This is a genomic window from Aggregatibacter kilianii (genome assembly GCF_003130255.1).
Lineage (GTDB): Bacteria > Pseudomonadota > Gammaproteobacteria > Enterobacterales > Pasteurellaceae > Aggregatibacter > Aggregatibacter kilianii.
This window is the reverse complement of the sequence record NZ_NRCN01000001.1, coordinates 1,124,832-1,144,877: the sequence shown is the minus strand read 5'-3', so window position 1 is coordinate 1,144,877 and position 20,046 is coordinate 1,124,832. Positions and strand designations below refer to the sequence as shown.

Sequence of the window (20,046 nt, the reverse complement as noted above, 5' to 3'; positions counted from 1 at the left end):
GGTTTAATTCGAGGAAACAAAAGTAATTAAACGGCAAATTTACTTCTGTTTTTGATAGCACAAAATGGCTGATGGTTACCCACCAGCCATTTAACCTGAGAAACAGGACAAAATAGTATCAAAATTATTTGATTTCTACTTTAGCGCCGGCTTCTTCTAATTCTTTCTTAAGTGCTTCTGCTTCTGCTTTAGCGATGCCTTCTTTCAATACAGCCGGTGCAGATTCAACTAAGTCTTTAGCTTCTTTCAAGCCTAAACCGGTTGCACCACGTACTGCTTTGATTACTGCTACTTTGTTAGCACCAGCTTCAGCAAGAACTACGTCGAATTCAGTTTTTTCTTCAACTGCTGCTGCGCCTGCTGCCGGAGCTGCTGCTACTGCTGCCGCTGCTGAAACACCAAATTTTTCTTCCATCGCTGTGATTAATTCAACGATTTCAGTTACAGATTTAGAAGCAATCGCTTCAATGATTTGTTCGTTAGTTAATGACATAACAATCAATTCCTAAAGTAAATAAAGTTAATTGGATGAAGAAACGCTTGATTAAGCCGCTTCTTGTAATTTGTCGCGTAATGCCGCAAGAGTGCGAACAAGTTTGCCTGCCGCAGCTTCTTTCATTGTGCCCATTAAACGTGCAATTGCTTCGTCGTAAGTCGGTAATGTTGCTAAGAATTCAACATCTTGGATCTTACCTTCAAAGGCTGCACCTTTAAGTTCAAACTTATCGTTTGCTTTTGCAAATTCTTTGAACAAACGTGCTGCAGCACCTGGATGTTCGGTAGAGAATGCGATAAGTGTTGGACCGGTAAATGTGTCTTTCAAACATTCGAATTCAGTGCCTTCTACTGCACGACGTAATAAAGTATTACGAACAACGCGCATAGAAACACCGGCTTCGCGTGCAGATTTACGCAATTCGGTCATTTTGTCTACTGTCACACCACGGGAATCCGCGATCACAGCAGAAAGGGCACCTTTGGCTGCTTCATTTACTTCGGCAACAATTGCTTGTTTGTCTTGAAGATTTAATGCCATTGGCTGTTAGCTCCTGAATACACTCCGATTGCTCGGAATTTAAATACCTAATATAAACAACATATTAGTACGAATTCGGTGCACAGAAGCAAGAAAATTCTTATTCTGTTCACCATCTACGTAGGATAATTAAGATTGCTCCCCTACGGTCTTGGACGGGGCTTGAATGAGGTCAAGCACCAACCAGAAATACTAAACCGCATGTAAATTACGGTCTAAAAAGGACGAAAATTATAACGATCAAAATGGTGTTTGTAAAGGCTGATGATAAAAAACCATCAATTCAAATACAATAAACACCACAAAAAATAACCGCACTTTTAAAAGTGCGGTCATATTTCATCGTATTTCTACGGATTATAGTGAAGCTTGATCAACTGCTACACCGGCACCCATTGTAGTAGAAATACTTACTTTCTTAATAAAGACACCTTTTGAAGTGGTTGGTTTCGCTTTAGTTAAAGCGGCCAATAACGCTTGAAGGTTTTCTTTTAATTGAACTTCAGAGAAGTTCGCTTTACCGATTGTGGTGTGGATGATACCGTTCTTATCGTTACGGTAACGAACCTGACCGGACTTCGCATTTTTCACGGCTTCAGCAACGTTTGGTGTTACAGTACCAACTTTAGGGTTTGGCATTAAACCGCGTGGGCCTAATACTTGACCTAATTGACCAACAACACGCATTGCATCAGGAGATGCAATAACAACGTCGAAGTTCATTTCGCCTTTTTTGATTTGCTCTGCCAAATCTTCCATACCCACTAAGTCAGCGCCGGCTGCTTTAGCTGCTTCTGCGTTTGCGCCTTGAGTGAACACAGCTACACGTACTTCACGACCAGTACCGTGTGGTAATACAGTTGCACCACGAACGTTTTGGTCAGATTTACGAGGATCGATACCCAAGTTTACTGCAACGTCAACGCTTTCCACGAATTTAGCAGTCGCGAACTGTTTCAATACTGCGATTGCTTCATTGATTTCGTACGCCTTGGTAGAATCTACGCCGGCTTTGATTGCTTTCATTTTTTTAGTCAATTTAGCCATTGTATTATTCCTCCACCGTTAAGCCCATAGAACGAGCAGTACCGACAATTGATTTCATCTTGGTTTCGATAGTCGCACCGGTCATATCGGCCGCTTTAGTTTCAGCGATTTGACGAACCTGTTCTAAAGTCACTTTACCTACTTTATCTTTGTTCGGTTTATTAGAACCGGATTTAACGCCGGCCGCTTTTTTCAATAACACGGCAGCCGGTGGAGTTTTAGTAATAAAAGTGAATGAACGGTCTGCATAAACAGTGATAACCACAGGAATTGGTAAACCTTTTTCTAAGCTCTCGGTACGAGCGTTGAATGCTTTACAGAATTCCATGATGTTAACACCTTGTTGACCTAATGCAGGACCAACCGGTGGTGAAGGGTTTGCCATACCAGCTGCAACTTGCAACTTAACGTAGGCTTGGACTTTTTTTGCCATTTTTAAGTTTCCTCTAAGTGGGTAATAACGCTATTGCTAGCTCCCCTGTTGATAAAAAGGGTTGCATTCTAATCAAACGCAACCGGTTTTTCAAGTAAAAATACTTGAGAAAGTCACCACACTTTCATAGTTAATTTAAAGTGCGGTCAAAAATTTAAACGTTTTTAACTAACTGTTTTTTTCCACTTGGCTGAACTCAAGTTCAACCGGTGTAGCACGACCAAAAATAGAAACGGACACTTTCAAACGCCCTTTTTCGTAGTCGATTTCTTCCACCGTACCGTTGAAATCCATAAATGGTCCTTCGGTCACACGTACTTCCTCGCCCGGTTGGAAAGTGGTTCTTGGTTTTGGCTTGTCGCTGTTTTGTTCCAAACGATTCAAAATAATATCTGCTTCACGGTTACTAATTGGCGCCGGTTTATCCGGTGTCCCCCCAATAAAGCCCATCACACGTGGTACGCTACGAACCAAATGCCAAGTGTCATCATTCATTTCCATTTGAACTAGCACATAGCCCGGGAAATATTTACGCTCACTTTTACGACGCTTACCTGCCACATTTTCAACCACCTCTTCGGTTGGTACAAGCACTTCACCAAATTGTTCTTCCATTTGATGAAGTTTAATGTATTCGCGTAAAGTCGTTGCTACACGGGCTTCAAAACCGGAGAAAGCCTGCAACACGTACCAACGTTTTTTATTTGCGGTGTCTGTCATTTTAGAATCTCCAGTCGGTTAAAAAAGTAATAATTCTTACAATGATTGAGTCTAATCCCCAAAGAATCAATGAAACAAACACCGTGACACCAACAACAATAAACGTTGTTTGCGTTGCTTCCGGACGGGTTGGCCATACGATTTTTCTCAGTTCTGTGCGTGAATCTTTAAAGAAACCAAGGGCTTTTCGACCTTGATTAGTCGTTGCTGCCACGCCTAAGGAAATCAGTAGCAACACAACAACGGCAACAACACGAATCGGGGTAGAATATTGGTCTTGGAAATAAATATTACCGAAGGCAGTTACCGCAATAATCACAACTGTCAACAGCCATAAAAAAATGTTTACCCCTTTAGACTTTTCTTCCAAAGCCTCGGGCGCATTTTTCTTTTTCTCAACTTCTAATGCCATAAAAATTTATCCATTATGTAACTTTAAAAAACGGGGATCTTTTTCGAACGCAGAATTATAACAGCTAATTTTCCAGTTTCATATTAAAATTACACAAAGATTTTCGATCATTTTTTCAGCACTAAACAATCATAGAAATTTAAATTTGGGATTCGCACATCAGGTGTGATCATTTCCCTCAACTTCTCTTTTTTAAACCCGACTCTTAAAACCCTAACGTAGCATTAATAGATATAAATCAAAAAATTTTATATTTCATCAAGTCTCCCTTATTGAACCACTACTATCGAGTTAATAAAATACTGATGAAAATTAAGCACATTGGTTTTCGGCGGTGGCTCGATTCTTGCTTTATCAAGCAGTTAAATAACCAATTCTCACAAGGAAACATAAGATGAAACATATTCTCCCTATTCGAAAAACAGCATTAGCTCTCTTCATTGGTATTTATACCGGTAGCGTATTGGCTTATACGGAAGTCGGTCAATTAGGAAATACCGCAAGTTGGGAAACTCAGGAATACTTAAAAGACTGGGGGTTAACCTCAATGAACGCTTCCACCGCGTACGCCATGGGATTTAACGGCCGTGGTGTCAATATCGGCGTAATGGATTCCGGTGTGCTGTTGAACCACCCTGAATTTCAAGACGGGCGTATTCATACGGTAAAAACCGTAGGTACTTATCATACAAATGGTATGCGATATCCCGATGCAGCTTATGGTAATGGGCCAATTAACAAAGATGAACCGGTGAAAAACGGCAAACGTAATTTTGATAAAACCGATAGCGGTAAATTTACCAAAGGAGAAGCCTTTGACGTTGACGGTTCATGGCATAAATACACTAATGATGCCCATGGCACACACGTTGGCGGCACAATGGCAGCGAGCAGAGATGGCAATGAAATGCATGGCGTGGCTTTTGGTGCAAATCTGTATTCTGCCAACACTGGTGGTAACGATAATATGACCTATGGCCCGAACCAAGATTATAGTTTCTTCTTAAAGGGCTACACCGCCCTTGCCGATGCAGGCGTCAAAGCGATCAATAACAGTTGGGGTTCAAATCGCCGAGTGAATTCGTCTTTTGCGGGAGCATTGGGATACAAGCCTTCCTACAATTGGCGTCCCGTGCCTGAATATGGCGTAGAATATTACGACGTAGTCACTGCGCCCAAGCCGATTAGCGATCCGTCCGCACATATTTATTTAAAAGACTTGGACGAAGCGAAAAAAGCCTACTATCAATTTGTCATCGGCGGCGAAAAGAATTTTATAGATGCAGCCTATGAAGTGGCTAAAAACAAAGAGGTAATCCAAGTCTTTACCGCCGGTAACCGAAGCATGATGGCAGAATCTTTCACCCGTGCAATGCTGCCATACTTCAGACCTGATGCAGAAAAATATTGGGTAAACGTTACCGGACAAGTGGGCGGTGAGGGTTATCCAAACGACTCAAGCGAAGATGTGAGCGATGAGAAAGCTGGTGCGGATATTCAAGAGTTTAACCTAGCCGGCCATTCAAAATGGTGGACGATTGCTGCGCCATCAGCCAATATCTATTCTGCCTATGTAGAATTAGCAAATGCTCAAACTTACGGCAATGCTATCTATAAATCGGCTGGCGGTACCTCTATGGCCGCACCACATGTCAGCGGTGCACTTGGCGTGATTTTCGCCCGTTACCCATATATGACAACGGATCAAGCACGTGATGTGATGCTCACTACGGCAAGACAAACCACGCTTCGTCAAGGACTTGAAGGCAAGCCATTAGAACGTTGGGAAACCGAACAAGGCGTACCGAGTAACGTTTGGGGTTGGGGTATTTTAGATCTTGGCAAAGCAATGTTTGGTCCGGGCCAATTCTTAGGAGAATTTAACGTCACCTTAAATCAAGACGACCTTTGGTCAAATGACATAAGCGATAAAGCCATCAAAGCACGTCAGTTAGAAGATCAAGCTGAAGCCGCAACTTGGGCAACACGCAAGGCAGAATTACAAGCCTTAATGCAAAATCGGAATAGTGCAACAGCGGAGGAAAAAGCGGAATATCAAGTCGGCTTAGATCGCGAAATTGCGCGTAACCAACGGCTAGCTCAAGGTTATGAAGGCGCCTTGGTAAAAAATGGCAACGGCATATTAACACTAACCGGCACAAACAGTTTCAGCGGCCAAGTGGACGTCCAAGAAGGACGCTTATCTGCACTTAACCAGTCTGTTGGCTCATCAAAAGGTGTATTCGTCAAAGATGGCGCTGCTCTAGAAATTCTCACCAAAGCCAACGTTACCAAACCCGGACCAAACGGTTACACAACCACCACAATAGCTAGTACTGCACAAGCTGTCACAGCAACCATCGCCAAAGGCGGGACTTTCGTACTAAATGACGGAATCGCCAATATTCATGCAACTTTCGAGGACGGTGCCAAACTGCAATCAGCGCAATTTGACGAAGCAACCCAACAACAACTACGCCAAAACCCACACCAAACAGTGAACATACAAGGTTCCGGCACTTTTGTTAATGCCGAGAAAGCGCAGGCAACCAGCCCTTACGCCTTCTTTGTCGCGACTAATCAAAGCGATGCCGGCGCCCTTAGACTCACAATGCAAAAACAAGCGATGTCCAACGTGGCTAGAAGTGCCAATGAGGCCGCTATAGCTAATGCGATTGATAATAGCACCGGTAGCCTGTATCAAGGCCTACTCTTCGCGACTCAAGCGCAAGCTTATAAGGCATTTGACGGCCTCAACTATGACGCCGATTTAGCGGCGCAACAACATAATTTGATCAATAACTTGACGTTACGCCAACAGCTTACCCGGCCGGCGGCCATAAACGCTAAGTTAAATCAAAATACCCGTCTTTGGAGTAACAGTAGCTACAACCACCTAAGCACTCACGGCTTAAGCAGCCATAGCTACAATCAATTGCTCGGTGCCGATTTCAATGTGAACGATACATCCAACGTAGGGGCATTTTTCGGTGCAACAAAAAACACGCATAAAAATGACCGCACTTCCAAAGATCGTGCATTGCATTTAGGCGTATATGGCAACTACGCATTAACCGCCGATCTCAATCTGAAAGCCGGTTTTATTCATACCCGAAGCAAAGACGAAAAACACCTAGCTATCGCCAAAAAAGGCAAAACGCACAGTCAAACCGAAGACCTATTCGCCGAATTAGCCTATCGCGGCATACAAAGCGACAACTTCGCGCTTGAGCCTTATGCGGGCGTAAGTTATCTGCATATCAACACCAAGAGTTTCACCCAAGGTGAAATCCGCGTAGCCGACAACAAACGTGACCTATTTGCCACCTCCGTCGGCCTACGCCCAAGCATTCCGTTTAGCTTAGGTGCGGTGTCATTCAGCCTTCAAGGGGATCTGGCCTATCATCGTTTCTATCATGACAAAACGCCACAAGGAGTGATGATCATCAACGATCAGGCGCAAGCTACGCTTTATGGCAACAAGCTCACCAGCCTCATCACCGCAGGACTTGCCATTCAAGCGAATTTCACTCCGGCATTTAGCGTGAAATTAGGCTATCAAGGCACTTACAACAATGACACAAAATCTAACGGTGTTAATTCGCAGTTAAAATACGCCTTTTAATTCGCTCAAAACAAAAGTGCCATGAAAATGGCACTTTTTTAATGAATATCGAAGAAAAGTGCGGTGGGTTTTCCACATGAATTTCCTCACTCCGCACAAAGCAACTTAACAATTAAATTTTTTCCGATACTCAATCAAATCTTCAATGGTCACAATGGGATAACCATGTTCTTTAACGAATTCAATAAGTTCCGGTATTCTTGCCATGGTGCCGTTATCATTGGTGATTTCGCAAATCACACCCGCTTCTTTATAGCCGGCCAAGCGCGCTAAATCCACTGCGGCTTCAGTGTGGCCGTTGCGTTGCAATACGCCGTTGGCAGCAGCACGTAATGGGAAAACGTGGCCGGGGCGATGCAAATCAGAAGGTTTGGCACCATCAGCAATCGCAGTTTTTATGGTAGTCACGCGATCGGCAGCGGATACACCGGTCGATACGCCTGTTGCCGCTTCAATGGTAACAGTAAATGCAGTTTTGTTTACGCTGGTGTTGTTGGAAACCATCGGTGGCAAATCTAACTGTTTGCATAATTCATCTTTAATACACAAACACACAATGCCGCTGCCATGGCGGATCAACGTTGCCATTTGTTCGGTGGTGATGGTTTCTGCGGGGAAAATTAAGTCGCCTTCGTTTTCACGATTTTCATCGTCTAACACGAGGACGCCGTTGCCTTGTTTGAACGCCTCAAGTGCGTTTTTAACGCGCTCTTCAGCAGTACCGAAAGGGGCCAATAATGACTGATTCATAGTAAATACCTTTTTTATAAAATGAATGAATACCAGAATCAGGGCGAATGGATAAAAAGGATGACACAGGTCTTTCACAAAACCTGTGCTGCTTTTTTATTCTCTTTCATCCAGACTATCACTGTCGGCTTTGGATTCACACCAAATCTGCTGACTTTGAGAAAAAACACGGGAAAAATCACCCGCACTTTTGCCTCAAACGCTCGTGGGCTTACGTTAACACGCTCACCACCGGTAGGGACTTTCACCCTGCCCTGAGAATGCGGGCCTAGTATAGCGCAAAGAAAAGGGCTATCAAATCGGTTTTTTGGGGAAATCATGAATCAGATAGAAAAAGAATGGAAGCAAGCGGAATATCTTCCAAAGAATTTGTTACATTCGAATCACAGGCACCGAGTTTTTCTTTATCCTGTTTCCATATTTGGGATGTTCGCTTAAAGTAGATGAAATCTGAAAGCTCGCTGACTTTTGTGCTGAAAAAGTACGTTCGGAGTTATCCGATAACTTCACTGCATTAACCTAATATAGCTAACAATACGCCTTTCAAGTCCTTATTCATAATATTCATAAGTATAGGTTTCTTTGCCTAACCATTGGCCTTTTTCATCATACATAATGCTTTCAACAACATTGCCATGTTTATCGAATTTATGGCGGATCGTCAGGGTTTCTTTTAATCTCTCATATTCATCAAAAATTTGGCGTTTTAATTCATTATGGTTTTTGTCGTAAGTAAAATTCGCCCGTCCGACATTAAAGTTGGTGTTATGCTCAAAGGTACCATCTTCTAAATAACGATAAGTGTCACAATTCCTTTCCTTGCCTACATCGTCAAAATCACAGGCATTGATCAGCTTGCCATTGTCGTAGTGAAATTTTCTCACATGCTCATCAATCATATCTTTTGCAGAATAGAACGCTTCAGAGGTGAGTTTGCCTTCCTTGTCATAGGTTCTTTTGACATATTCTTCTTGAAAATTCGGCTTTTTCGGTTTTTTACCGATGTAAGAGATCTCCAAAATGGCTCCCGAACCGTCTGCATTTTCTTCATAGTGATAAAGTTGTCGGTAAGTATCTTTATCCATACCATAATCAACTTCTTGCAAGCGATGCTGCTTATCATATCGATATGGCAGTAATTTTATCGGCAGATTTGGATTCTCCGACGTTGACTTCCGTTTTAATTAAAAAGCCTTGTTCGTTATAAAAATGAGCGGTGTCGGTCGTCATCATTTTCCCATCTACGGTTTCCGGGTTATCTTCCGCATGATAAACCACGGATTTCACTTTTCCCTGTAAATGATTTACCTGCCAATCGGTTTGGACGGGGAAAAGGGCAAATGCGGAAGAAGAAACGACACAAAGGAGAGATAAGAATAAAAACCGACCCATAAAATTGTCCTGCAATAGAAGTTTAACCCGATAGTATTTTAATATTAATTTAATAAAAGACAACTTCGTCAATAATGGTAAGCCATTGCAATATTTAATAAACTTGATAAAGTGCGGTCAAAATCCACCGCACTTTTCTTTTGCTAAATACAATAATCTTCTTTTAATAAATGGCGATAGGCGTAAAGATAAGATGCGCCGACAAATGCCGCACCACCCGTGACATTGCCTAAAAAGACCGGAATCATATTGAAGAAAAATTGGCTCCAAGTGACGTTAGCACCGGCAAAAATCCCGGCCGGAATAATAAACATATTGGCGACAAAGTGCTGTAACCCGATAAGTACAAAAATCATCACCGGGAACCACATGGCAAGAATACGACCGGAGGTTTGTTTGGCACCGAAATAGAACCAAATACCCATGCAGACCATCCAGTTACAAGCAATGGCAGAAATAAAGGCCCGCCCGAAATCCATTTGCACTTTAGCCTCGGCGATAGCAATGGTTTTAGCGGCAGCAGCACCTTCTGATAAGCCTACATAATGCCCTAAGAAATACGCCATAAATAGCGCGCCGAGCAGGTTGCCCGAACTCACCACAATCCAGTTACGAAACAGTTTTTTAAAGCTCACTCTTCGGGTTAAACGGCCCAATGCCATCATCATCATGTTTCCCGTGGCTAATTCACCACCGCCGATTAAAATACAAATCAAACAAATAGGAAACACCGCCGCACCAAGTAATGTCGCCAGCCCGCCCCACTCGGGAGGAATGCCGCTCACCACTTTTAAATATGCCATATAACCAAAACTCACATAGCCGCCACCTAAAAAGCTTAAAATTGCCAATGTTTTTAAGTGCCCTTCCGACTTGGCATAACTTTTGTCGATAACATCCTGTAAGATTTCGTGGGGATAAAGATCGCGATGCTGCATAGTTGTACCTCTAATGAAAATAAAACGGTGAAAATGTAGCAAACCGAACAGCAAAAACGAAAGAATTGTTAACTATATATACTAATTTTTAGTTATAACAAAATTGAATAATAACCCGACATCTAAAAGTGCGGTCAAAACCTACCGCACTTTTACCACAACTGATACAACGCAATGATCAATGGCATGGTGAACATACAAAGCATGGTGGTGACACCGTAGATGGCACTGGCTTTTTGAGCATTGTTGCCAAAAATCAGTGCCATTTGTGTCACGGTAGAGGCCGCAGGGCTGGTGGTGGCGAGGAAACTGATGAGCGCAATGGTTTCACCGTTTTCAACCCAATCGGCAAAACCACAGACTTTCACGATGACCAATAATATTAATGGAATCATAATCAAGCGCAAAAAAGTCACTAAATAAATGCGTTTAGAAGAAAGAATCGCCCGCAACGGAATGGCGGCAATCAACATACCGGCGATTAACATGGCGTTTGGACCGATAAACATACCAACAGATGTCAGCGTACCATTAATCATGTTAGGCAATTTAATCTGTAAGGAAAACATGGTCACCCCAATCATGATTGACCAAATATTAATGTTTTTCAGCACGGTTTTTAGCGTTAAATTGCCTTTCCCAACAATAATCAGGCGGCAATGCGTCCAAAATAAAAAGGTCTGTACGATAATAAAACAGCTGGCATAAATCACCCATTCCTTGCCAAACAAGGACATCACCAAAGGAATAATCAAATTACCCGAGTTCGAATAAATGGACGCGGCGTGTTCAATCGGATCAAGATGAAGCCACCGTTTCAGCAATGCCCCGATGGCAATCAGCATGATATGTAAAAAGACGGCCATGCCCAAAGAAAGTAGCAATCCGTCTAAAATTTCCGGCGTGTAAGGAATCTGAAAGGCTTCGATCATCACGGCGGGGCTGATGATATATAACCCGATAATAGACAGTGGCTTGCTGTCTTCCGATTTAAGCAATTTGCTTTTCACCAACCCATAGCCCATCAACACAATAAGGGTCAGTTCAACGATTTTCGTGCCGAGAATGAATGCGATATCCATAGTTGTTCTTCGTCAAAATAATTAAAAATCACACCGCACTTTGTTTATAAACGTATCCATCGCCTTGCGGGATAAATTCAAACACATGCGTAATGCAATTCGGCGCGTCCTGATCTTGGTGGGACACGAAGAGCAGTTGGGTTTGACTATTGTTCACCAGTTGTTCGATAAAGTGCTTTACCAGTTTGCGATTCATGCCGTCGAGGCCTTGCAACGGTTCATCTAAAATCAATATGGGCGGGTGTTTCACCATCGCGCGGGTAATCAACAACAGGCGCTGTTGTCCCCAAGAAAGGGAACGAAACGGACGATTTGCCAACGCCTCCATATTCAAGCGCGTAAGCCATTGCATCGCCTTGATCCTCAATGCGCCGGGAACGCTTTGATATACGCCGATGCTGTCAAAAAAGCCCGAAATAATCACCTCTAATGCAGAACAGTTGACCCGATAATCCATGTGTAACTGACTGCTGACATAACCGATGTTGCGTTTAATCTCCCAAATGGTTTCGCCACTTCCCCGCTGTTTACCGAATAAAACCACATGATTAGCATAAGATTGCGGATGATCGCCGCAAATAAGCGACAATAGCGTAGATTTTCCCGCACCGTTCGGCCCTTTAATCCACCAATTTTGCTCAGGCGCCACTGTCCAATCAAGCCGATTTAAAATGACATTCTCACCATATTGAACGGTAACGTTTTTCAGTTCAAAAGGGGATTGATTCGGCGGTAATTTAATCGGCGACACAGCACTTTCCGGCAACGGCACATCAACGTTTTGCTCCGCATATTGTACCTGTTGAAATAGGCTTTGTTGCTCAACCTCCGTCCGTTCTCCCTGCAAAATTAACTGGTTGTGATCTAACAACGCCACATGATCAGCGGCAGAAGGAATGTCGGAAAAGCGATTGACGATCAACACCAACGCCATTTTTTCATTGAGCTGTTGCAGCAATTGTTGCCAATTCGACACAGACTGTTGATCCAGCCCTTCAAAAGGCTCATCTAAAATTAATAATTGCGGTTCGGCAACCAATGCTTGCGCCAACAACACTTTGCGGCTCTCGCCGGTAGAAAGCAACATAAACGGACGATCCAACAGCGACGTAATATGCAACAGCGCCGCATAAGAGTCACACAAGGTTTCTTTATCGCTGCCGTTCAAAATGGTCTGACGTGCAGTTTTGCCGAAATCGTCAGGACTCACCGTGTCGTTGTTACGATCTTTAAAAGTTTGTTCCAGAATTTGCTGTTGCCGTTCAAAAGAAAACAACCCAATGCGTTCAAAATCACAGTGATATTCACCAGCCTCAAGCGGCAATGCCCCTTGTAACGTTAATGAAAACGCCGTTTTTCCGCTGCCGTTACTGCCCACCACGACCCAATAATCCCGAGTCTTGACACAAAAGTGCGGTAGCTTTAGCAAACGTTTTTCATGCAGTCGAAATTGCGCGTTTTCTATATTGAGTTGAGGCATGATTGCTCCTTTTATTTACCAAAAGCAGACAGTACAACGGAACAATTTTCCCCATGAACATGAATTTGCCCAGTTTTTTACTCCGCATTCACTGTGTTACGGTGCATACAACACATCTAAATCCTGTTGTGGCAAGAAATCTTTTTCCTGTACTTGGAATTGTACCACCTTGTCGTTTTGCAAGACTTTCTTCACTTCCCCTTTGCCTTTCCAACAAAATGACACTAGCTGATCTTTTGGTCGCTCGATGGTTAAGGTGAAATCGGCGATTGGTTTTGCCCAGTTGGCCCCGGTTTTTAAAATATAGCCCAACTGACGATAGGAACCACCTCCCTCAGGAATTAATTTTTTAATGGCATGCTTAAATTCAGGTCCAATACAATATTGCTCGGTAAACGGTGTCTCCTCATCGAGTTCTAATATAGACGAGATAGACACGCCACCACCGACCAACGGGGCATATTCATGGCTGATGTAAGTCGTGTCGGAAGCTTTAAAGGTTTGCTGCCAACTATAAATCATTTGCCCGCCCCAAAACAGTTCACCTTCATATTTTTCCAATTCAAATTTGGCTAAACGAGGATCTTTACACTTCAAAATTTTATTATCTGCCGATGCAGATTTGCGCAACCAAGGTTCCATCAATTCTTCCTCAGTTAAACCACAATCTCTGAAAATCGCCGTCACATCATGAGGCACCAATTTTTGTTCCTCTGTCCCTTCTTTTTCTGTTTTATAAAAAAACGCCCGCACATGCACTTGCGGTTTAATTTCCTTACCATTAGCGTAGATTTTAAAGGTATTAATTAACCCTGCTGTATCCGCAAAGTCTCCGTAATCATAAAGAGAAACCTCAGGTAATGGGAATAGCACAGTTTCCGTAATGTCTTTGTCGGTAAGATTTTGATATTCGTAGTCCACCTTAATTTTATCGAGACTGATAAACAGATTTTCTTTTTGCATGGCAATATTGTCATTTTTGATGTATTCCACGCCACCAGTGGAGACAAACCCCGTGCTGTCGTTGGCTTGTGCGGTAAAAGCGAAACAGAGCGCGGTTAAAGCAACGTATTTTTTCATATTAGTCCTCAGGAAATAATGTATTGATGAACGGCGAAAATCATAGCAGGAATTGGCAGGATTAGGGATAAAAAGTGCGGTGGATTTTGAAAATGTTTTTGAGACTCTGCTATGAGTAATAAATTACCTAGTTGGCACGCGTCAGGAAACGCGCGCCATCAGAGTAAGCTATTACCTTAGGGCTAAACCTTGCTTTTTGCCCAATTCACTGCCGTTTCAATAGCGTTTCGGGCTTGTGGACTGTTACGCCAACAGGTTGAACCGGTGATTTCCGCACCGCGTTGAAGAATAAAATCCGGGCTGGTAGCTGCCAGTATTTTGACGTCATCCAATCCCATTTCCGTCAAACGTTTTAAGATCGTTGCACCAATGCCTTTTTGCGACAGAAGGTCGTGTTTTTCAGCTTCACTAAATGGCATATTATCTTCCTTGTGAGGTAAAAGTGCGGTGGATTTTGAAAATGTTTTTTTTAGGTTCTGCCGTGGGTAATAAATTACCCACGGTTACACATCCTTCAGCCCCTTGGGGGCCTGTTTAAATTCCCCGACGGGGAATGATTAGGCTTCCACCTTTGGTTTAATCACCGCATAAACTACGCCGGTCAACACAGAACCAATGGCGATGGCGCCAAGGTACATAAGCGGTTCGGAGACGAACGGAATCACGAATAAGCCGCCGTGTGGCGCTTGCAAGGTAATGCCTAAACTCATGGAAATCGCCCCCGCAGTGGCGCCACCAAGGATGCTACTGATAATCACACGTAGTGGATCTGCCGCCACAAATGGCAATGCCCCTTCGGAGATAAAACAGAAGCCAAGCACGAAAGAGGCTTTACCCGCATCACGTTGATTGGAGGTGAATTTACTGCGCGCTAACCAAGTGGCGATAGCCATGCCGATTGGCGGCACCATGCCTGCTGCCATTGCCGCTGCCATTGGGGTGTAAACCTGAGAGGCGATCATGCCCACGGAGAAGGTATAAGCCGCTTTGTTTACCGGCCCCCCCATGTCGATACACATCATGGTGCCGATAATCACGCCAAGCACCATGGCATTCACATCGCCCATGGATTTTAGCCATTCACTCAACGCCGTCATGATTTTCGCAACAGGCGGGTTAATGAGATAAATCATGGCTAAGCCGACAATGAAAGACCCCAATAACGGCAAAATTAAGATCGGTTTAAGGGACATCAGGCTTGGTGGTAATTTAATCACATCATTAAGCCCTTTCACCACATAACCTGCAAGGAAGCCGGCGATAATTCCGCCTAAAATCCCCGCGCCTGCGGTCGTCGCCAACATCCCGCCGATTAACCCCACGGCAAGTCCCGGACGGTCGGCGATGGAGAACGCTACATAACCTGCAAACACCGCGATCATTAAGTGGAACGCCGCGCCACCACCGATATCCATTAAAGCTTTCGGCAAGCCACCCGCGATGTTTTCGTCTTTGAACGCTTCAATACCGAACATGAAGGAAATGGCGATAAGCAAACCGCCAGCCACCACCAACGGCAACATGTGCGATACGCCGGTCATTAGGTGCTTATAGACGCCTTTCTTCTCGCCGCGCTCTTCGGCTTTCGCCGCGGACGTTGCGCTGCCTTCGTAAATTTTGGCTTCTTTAAAGGCTTTATCGAATTCTTGCGCAGTTTTCTTCAGCGCAAGTCCGGTGGAGGTGCGATACATTAATTTGCCTTTGAATTTGTCCAACGGCACGTCAATATCCGCTGCCACAAACACCAAATCGGCTGCCGCCACTTCTTCTGCCGTGATTTCATTGCCCGCACCCACTTGTCCGCGGGTTTCCACTTTCACCTGCCAGCCTTGTTGTTTGGCGCAGGTTTCGATGGCTTCGGCAGACATGAACGTATGCGCTACGCCTGTCGGACAAGCAGTCACCGCCACAATATTTTTCATTTTACTGTTAGAAACGACCGCACTTTCAGCAGGCGGAACATAATCCTGCGCCTGTTGAATGGCCGTGTCTAACAAGTTTTCGGGTGCATTGAAATGTTCATCAATTTTTGCCAAAAACACTTTTTTGCCATTAAATCCGGCATTATTCGGCAAAGCATTCCCAAAAACGACGATCAGATCCGCCGCCTCGGCACTGTCCACGATTTGATGTTGCGCTTGCGCGGCTTTGCTTAGCATTTCACGCAATAAAAAGGCCTTTGCATGACCAAAATTGGCGGTTGGGGTTAAATAAATATGCATAAGATTATCCCTCAATAACTGTCGTTTTGACGTGATTTAAAATAGGATCGAGCAACGAGCGGTCAGCAATCCCAACATTACTTTGCGACACGGCAAAAGCGGAAACCGCACTGGCAAAAGCCAAGGTTTCTTGCTGTGAAAAGCCGTTGATTAAGCCGTAAATCAAGCCCGCCACCATAGAATCGCCGGCACCGACGGTGCTCACCACGTTTTCGCATTTTGGCGGTTGAGCTTGGATCACAGCCTCGTCACTTAACCAAACGGAACCTTGAGCGCCCATGGAAATAATCACATTGGCAATGCCTTGCGCTTTTAATTTCTTAGCGGCAGACACAATTTCTTCCAGTGAATTTAAGGTATAACCCACCCAGGCTTCTAATTCGCGGTGGTTGGGTTTCACCAACCAAGGCCGTGCGCTTAAACCTGCGGTTAACGCGGCGTGGCTGCTATCCAGCACCACTTTTACGCCTGCCTGATGCAATTGTTTTAACCAATCGGCGAACAAGTCCGGCGTCACGCCACGCGGTAAACTACCGCACACGGCAACGATGTCGAAGGATTTGCAATACGCAAGAGAATCCGCCACAAATTGTTGCCACGCACTTTCACTGATTTCATAGCCTAAAAAGTTTAAATCGGTAACATCCGCGTCGGTTTCGGTAATTTTCACGTTGATACGGGTTTTGCCCGGCACGCGTTGGAATTTATCTTGTAATCCCAGTTTGTCGAATAAGGCAACAAAATCCCCTTGGTTGTCTTCGCCGAGAAAACCGCCCACAGTGACGTCAATGCCCAAATCTTTTAACACTTTCGCCACGTTAATGCCTTTGCCCGCAGGGAAAAGCCCGAGGGTTTCCACGGTGTTGACTTCGCCCAATTCGATCCGTTTTAAACGCCCAACCAAGTCATAAGCGGCGTTTAAAGTGATAGTTGCGACTTTTGCCATAATTATTCCCCCAATCCTGCGTTAATGACTGCACCGATACCATCAATGGCTTGTTGCGCTTGCTCGCCGCTGGCGACGAAACGCAAACGATGACCTTTCACTACACCTAACGCCACTACTTTCATCAGACTTTTCGCACTGACCAACGGCGTATCGCGATCAAGATTTTGTACGGCGATATTGGCGTTATATTTTTTTACTTCGTTCACTAACACTGCCGCCGGACGAGCGTGTAATCCGTGTTCATTTTTTACTTCAAAAACGCCTTCCACAGATTCACTTGAATTTTCCTCCGCACTTTCATTGCTTGGCGCGGAAGTTGTCGGAGTAGCGTCTCCCGCCACTTCGATGGTATCCGGTTCACTTGGCGGCACGGCAGAAACACCTTCGCCGAGACCTGCGGCAATCACTTTGCCGATCGCTTCCATCGCGGCTTGTGCATCATCGCCCTCTGCTACAAAACGCAAACGATGTCCTTGAGTTACACCCAAGGCCACGATTTTCATTAGGCTCTTGGCGTTCACCGATGCTCCACCGCGAGTGAGATTTTCCACAGTAATCTTAGAGGTGAATTTTTTCACTTCGTTAACCAAAATGGCGCTTGGACGGGCGTGTAAGCCGTGTTCGTTACGAATGGTAAAGGTGCCGACAACGCTACCGGCAGCCACAGACGGCGCGGCGGAAGCGGTTGAAGTCGTCTGTGTCGTAGCTTGCGGAATCGGCTTGCCGTTTAATGCCGCAGCAATCTGTGCGCTGTCGCCGTTGAGTAACACTTGTTGCACCTGCGGATCCAATAAACGGGCGAGAGTGTCATTTATTTGATCGTTCACATAGGCGACGGTCACTACGCCATGTACGACCTTATTATTTAATTGGAAGGGTTGAACTGCACGGCTGAAAGCCAGCGCATTCTTTTGATTGCCAACGGCGGCATCAGTCACCCATAAGCCTTGCGCCAATGGCAATGCCGGATTGGCAATGACTTCCGAAACGTACTGATTATTGACCGCACTTTGTTGTTCCAATTTGCCGGCGTTAATGGCGATTAAGGTCAACAGGCTTTGCGTATCCACGTTTAAACTTAGGTTATCGGCATTCACGCTAAAATCGTCCGCTTCGCCCATTAAAATGGCGCGGAATTTTTTTACGTCAGTTAGTGTGGCCAATTTTGCGGCCGTGTCTTCATCGCCGAGAACGTGAGTAAGTTGACGCAATAATGCCAAATGTTCGTCAGAACGGGCCGCAATGCCGATCACCACATAAGCGATATTGCCTTCGCCCCACTCAATCCCTTGTGGAAACTGGAAAATCTGCACGCCGGTATCTTTCACCATGCCACGGGTTTCCAAGGTGCCGTGCGGAATGGCGATGCCATTGCCTAAAAAAGTCGACGTTTGTTGTTCACGTCCTAACATACCTTGCAAATAGCCATGTTCAACATAACCGGCCTGTTCAAGCGCATTGGCGGCCAGCTCAATCGCTTGTTGCTTATTGTCTGCTTGAGCCGCTAAATGAATGTTACTTTCAGGTAAATTAAACATTCTTTCTCCTTATCAACGAAGTTGAGATGGGGTGCTGAAGAAAGCAAAAACCTTTCAGCTAAAGTTAAAAATACAAAAAAACTGCCGGCAAAAACCGACAGTTTTTTATTATTTCCCCGCGCAAAGTTTAAGTAGTTGTTCGGAACCTTGCACGATATATTCATCATTTTCTGACCGCACTTTGCCGCTTTGTAAATCCAACATGGCGTCATAAATGCCTTGGGTCAGGCTTGGTGTGTTAATGTGGTTCCAACATTGTGGATTTAGTTTGCTGAAGTTCGTTTGTAACGCCTCGGCATGAATGACGCCGCTGTAATAGGCATAAACATCGGAATCTTGACCTTGCGGGCTATAAAGTTTTTCTTTGATTTGTTCAATCGGAATAAGAATTCGACCCAAATACCAATCATTGGCGCCGCTAGCGAAGGAATTTACGTTGTAATTATCATGTACACGATCGCGGTAGGTTTCCACCGTGGCTTCATAAGCGGTGGCGTAGGATTTTTGATCGATGCTGTCTGCGTCTAAGTTAATCACTGTTTTTTTACTGCCCATAAACGGCACATAAGACGAAAGAGAACACGCACTGAGCGTGGCGGCAATAAAAAGAATAGAAAGTTTTTTTAACATAAAAATCCTTGAATTTAACGTAAAGTTACGAAATGAATAAGCCAACGCAAGAAGTGGCAGTCATTATACTGCTTATCCCTTGTTTATCAATAAATAGCTAAGAATAGTTATTATTGCTTCTCAAAACGGGTTAAATCATCCAATGTATTGATATTGGTAAAAGCCTGCTTATTTTCGGAAAAATCCACACTCACCGCACCGTTTTGGCGCATAAACTGCAACATTCGTCGTTCGCCTGAAGCCAAATAATCCGCCAACTTGTCTTTTAGGTTACGCGCCATCAAACAGAACGTCGGGTGCTCACGCTCGCCATCATGGGCATAAGCAATAGAAACGCCGTGAAAAACGACCGCACTTTTGAGCTGTTCTAGCAAATTTTTCGGGAAAAAAGGACAATCACAGGGTACGAATAAGACAAAATCCGTCTCGGATCGTTCCAACGCCGTTAAAATCCCGCTTAACGGCCCTTGAAATCCGGCTATGCGGTCGGCAAACACCATTAATCCATCGGCAGAATATTCCGCGTGATTACGATTAGCGTTAATGGAAATCTGTTCTACTTGAGTACGTAAACGCTCGTAAATATGTTGAAACAGCGGTTTGCCGTGCAACAATTGTAGCCCTTTGTCCGCACCGCCCATACGCTTGGCTTGTCCACCGGCTAAAATGACGGCACTAATTGAAATTGTCATATTTTCTTCCGAGGTTAATT

General features: G+C 44.4%; 20 protein-coding genes and 1 riboswitch. Of the genes, 1 reads left to right on the top strand and 19 read right to left on the bottom strand.

The features are described 5' to 3' along the window. Positions 1-124: 124 nt before the first annotated feature. The 6 genes from rplL to secE all read right to left on the bottom strand — a co-directional run bounded on the left by rplL (position 125) and on the right by secE (position 3,648). Positions 125-493 carry a 50S ribosomal protein L7/L12 gene (rplL, locus tag DK428_RS05370; protein ID WP_109064804.1) on the bottom strand — a complete coding sequence of 123 codons (369 nt, stop codon included), beginning with the start codon at positions 491-493 and terminating at the stop codon, positions 125-127. Between the two features lie 51 nt (positions 494-544). Next, on the bottom strand, positions 545-1,036 hold the full coding sequence (rplJ, locus tag DK428_RS05365; protein ID WP_021616062.1) for a 50S ribosomal protein L10: 492 nt from the start codon (positions 1,034-1,036) through the stop codon (positions 545-547). A 357-nt stretch (positions 1,037-1,393) separates the two neighbouring features. Continuing rightward, entirely contained in the window at positions 1,394-2,083 is a 690-nt protein-coding gene (gene rplA / locus DK428_RS05360) for a 50S ribosomal protein L1 (RefSeq protein ID WP_109064803.1), read from the bottom strand. Between the two features lie 4 nt (positions 2,084-2,087). Beyond that, a complete protein-coding gene (gene rplK, locus DK428_RS05355) occupies positions 2,088-2,516 on the bottom strand; it encodes a 50S ribosomal protein L11 (protein WP_109064802.1) in 429 nt (142 codons plus the stop codon). A gap of 168 nt (positions 2,517-2,684) precedes the next feature. Further along, a complete protein-coding gene (gene nusG, locus DK428_RS05350; protein WP_109064801.1) occupies positions 2,685-3,236 on the bottom strand; it encodes a transcription termination/antitermination protein NusG in 552 nt (183 codons plus the stop codon). A gap of 1 nt (position 3,237) precedes the next feature. Then, a complete protein-coding gene (secE, locus tag DK428_RS05345) occupies positions 3,238-3,648 on the bottom strand; it encodes a preprotein translocase subunit SecE (RefSeq protein ID WP_109064800.1) in 411 nt (136 codons plus the stop codon). A gap of 394 nt (positions 3,649-4,042) precedes the next feature. Between secE and DK428_RS05340 the strand changes: the two genes are divergently transcribed. Beyond that, positions 4,043-7,273, top strand: coding sequence for a S8 family serine peptidase (locus tag DK428_RS05340; RefSeq protein WP_109064799.1), 3,231 nt, complete (start codon positions 4,043-4,045; stop codon positions 7,271-7,273). A gap of 105 nt (positions 7,274-7,378) precedes the next feature. On the opposite strand, the gene ribB is transcribed toward DK428_RS05340, so the two are convergent. The 13 genes from ribB to mobA form a co-directional block, all read right to left on the bottom strand. Further along, positions 7,379-8,023, bottom strand: coding sequence for a 3,4-dihydroxy-2-butanone-4-phosphate synthase (gene ribB / locus DK428_RS05335; protein WP_109064798.1), 645 nt, complete (start codon positions 8,021-8,023; stop codon positions 7,379-7,381). A 94-nt stretch (positions 8,024-8,117) separates the two neighbouring features. Then, positions 8,118-8,289: riboswitch (FMN riboswitch) on the bottom strand. Positions 8,290-8,574: 285 nt separating this feature from the next. Then, complete coding sequence (locus DK428_RS05330) at positions 8,575-9,129, bottom strand: hypothetical protein (RefSeq protein ID WP_239493786.1); 555 nt, start codon at positions 9,127-9,129, stop codon at positions 8,575-8,577. Between the two features lie 13 nt (positions 9,130-9,142). Continuing rightward, positions 9,143-9,415 carry a hypothetical protein gene (locus DK428_RS11800; RefSeq protein ID WP_239493785.1) on the bottom strand — a complete coding sequence of 91 codons (273 nt, stop codon included), beginning with the start codon at positions 9,413-9,415 and terminating at the stop codon, positions 9,143-9,145. A 143-nt stretch (positions 9,416-9,558) separates the two neighbouring features. After that, positions 9,559-10,353, bottom strand: a complete 795-nt coding sequence (locus DK428_RS05325; protein ID WP_109064797.1) for a formate/nitrite transporter family protein — start codon at positions 10,351-10,353, stop codon at positions 9,559-9,561. Between the two features lie 152 nt (positions 10,354-10,505). After that, positions 10,506-11,435 (bottom strand): AEC family transporter, encoded by a 930-nt coding sequence (locus DK428_RS05320; protein ID WP_109064796.1) that lies wholly within the window; start codon positions 11,433-11,435, stop codon positions 10,506-10,508. Positions 11,436-11,463: 28 nt separating this feature from the next. After that, entirely contained in the window at positions 11,464-12,915 is a 1,452-nt protein-coding gene (gene modF, locus DK428_RS05315; protein ID WP_109064795.1) for a molybdate ABC transporter ATP-binding protein ModF, read from the bottom strand. 96 nt (positions 12,916-13,011) lie between these two features. Continuing rightward, a complete protein-coding gene (locus DK428_RS05310) occupies positions 13,012-13,995 on the bottom strand; it encodes a DUF4424 family protein (RefSeq protein ID WP_109064794.1) in 984 nt (327 codons plus the stop codon). 182 nt (positions 13,996-14,177) lie between these two features. Next, positions 14,178-14,414, bottom strand: a complete 237-nt coding sequence (locus DK428_RS05305; protein WP_005703604.1) for a hypothetical protein — start codon at positions 14,412-14,414, stop codon at positions 14,178-14,180. A gap of 138 nt (positions 14,415-14,552) precedes the next feature. Beyond that, a complete protein-coding gene (locus DK428_RS05300) occupies positions 14,553-16,217 on the bottom strand; it encodes a fructose-specific PTS transporter subunit EIIC (RefSeq protein ID WP_109064792.1) in 1,665 nt (554 codons plus the stop codon). A gap of 4 nt (positions 16,218-16,221) precedes the next feature. Next, positions 16,222-17,163, bottom strand: coding sequence for a 1-phosphofructokinase (gene fruK, locus DK428_RS05295; protein WP_065295482.1), 942 nt, complete (start codon positions 17,161-17,163; stop codon positions 16,222-16,224). A 2-nt stretch (positions 17,164-17,165) separates the two neighbouring features. Then, positions 17,166-18,704 (bottom strand): fused PTS fructose transporter subunit IIA/HPr protein, encoded by a 1,539-nt coding sequence (gene fruB, locus DK428_RS05290; protein WP_109064791.1) that lies wholly within the window; start codon positions 18,702-18,704, stop codon positions 17,166-17,168. A 108-nt stretch (positions 18,705-18,812) separates the two neighbouring features. Further along, a complete protein-coding gene (locus DK428_RS05285; protein WP_109064790.1) occupies positions 18,813-19,334 on the bottom strand; it encodes a hypothetical protein in 522 nt (173 codons plus the stop codon). Between the two features lie 110 nt (positions 19,335-19,444). Continuing rightward, the gene (gene mobA / locus DK428_RS05280; protein ID WP_109064789.1) at positions 19,445-20,026 is read right to left on the bottom strand and encodes a molybdenum cofactor guanylyltransferase MobA; all 582 of its coding nucleotides are present in this window, start codon (positions 20,024-20,026) and stop codon (positions 19,445-19,447) included. Between the last annotated feature and the right edge of the window lie 20 nt (positions 20,027-20,046).

Excerpts from the sequence above, each read along its gene's own strand:
- rplL (WP_109064804.1), bottom strand. The coding sequence starts at position 493 with ATGTCATTAACTAACGAACAAATCATTGAAGCGATTGCTTCTAAATCT.
- rplJ (WP_021616062.1), bottom strand. The coding sequence starts at position 1,036 with ATGGCATTAAATCTTCAAGACAAACAAGCAATTGTTGCCGAAGTAAAT.
- rplA (WP_109064803.1), bottom strand. The coding sequence starts at position 2,083 with ATGGCTAAATTGACTAAAAAAATGAAAGCAATCAAAGCCGGCGTAGAT.
- rplK (WP_109064802.1), bottom strand. The coding sequence starts at position 2,516 with ATGGCAAAAAAAGTCCAAGCCTACGTTAAGTTGCAAGTTGCAGCTGGT.
- nusG (WP_109064801.1), bottom strand. The coding sequence starts at position 3,236 with ATGACAGACACCGCAAATAAAAAACGTTGGTACGTGTTGCAGGCTTTC.
- secE (WP_109064800.1), bottom strand. The coding sequence starts at position 3,648 with ATGGCATTAGAAGTTGAGAAAAAGAAAAATGCGCCCGAGGCTTTGGAA.
- DK428_RS05340 (WP_109064799.1), top strand. The coding sequence starts at position 4,043 with ATGAAACATATTCTCCCTATTCGAAAAACAGCATTAGCTCTCTTCATT.
- ribB (WP_109064798.1), bottom strand. The coding sequence starts at position 8,023 with ATGAATCAGTCATTATTGGCCCCTTTCGGTACTGCTGAAGAGCGCGTT.
- DK428_RS11800 (WP_239493785.1), bottom strand. The coding sequence starts at position 9,415 with ATGGGTCGGTTTTTATTCTTATCTCTCCTTTGTGTCGTTTCTTCTTCC.
- DK428_RS05325 (WP_109064797.1), bottom strand. The coding sequence starts at position 10,353 with ATGCAGCATCGCGATCTTTATCCCCACGAAATCTTACAGGATGTTATC.
- DK428_RS05320 (WP_109064796.1), bottom strand. The coding sequence starts at position 11,435 with ATGGATATCGCATTCATTCTCGGCACGAAAATCGTTGAACTGACCCTT.
- modF (WP_109064795.1), bottom strand. The coding sequence starts at position 12,915 with ATGCCTCAACTCAATATAGAAAACGCGCAATTTCGACTGCATGAAAAA.
- DK428_RS05310 (WP_109064794.1), bottom strand. The coding sequence starts at position 13,995 with ATGAAAAAATACGTTGCTTTAACCGCGCTCTGTTTCGCTTTTACCGCA.
- DK428_RS05305 (WP_005703604.1), bottom strand. The coding sequence starts at position 14,414 with ATGCCATTTAGTGAAGCTGAAAAACACGACCTTCTGTCGCAAAAAGGC.
- DK428_RS05300 (WP_109064792.1), bottom strand. The coding sequence starts at position 16,217 with ATGCATATTTATTTAACCCCAACCGCCAATTTTGGTCATGCAAAGGCC.
- fruK (WP_065295482.1), bottom strand. The coding sequence starts at position 17,163 with ATGGCAAAAGTCGCAACTATCACTTTAAACGCCGCTTATGACTTGGTT.
- fruB (WP_109064791.1), bottom strand. The coding sequence starts at position 18,704 with ATGTTTAATTTACCTGAAAGTAACATTCATTTAGCGGCTCAAGCAGAC.
- DK428_RS05285 (WP_109064790.1), bottom strand. The coding sequence starts at position 19,334 with ATGTTAAAAAAACTTTCTATTCTTTTTATTGCCGCCACGCTCAGTGCG.
- mobA (WP_109064789.1), bottom strand. The coding sequence starts at position 20,026 with ATGACAATTTCAATTAGTGCCGTCATTTTAGCCGGTGGACAAGCCAAG.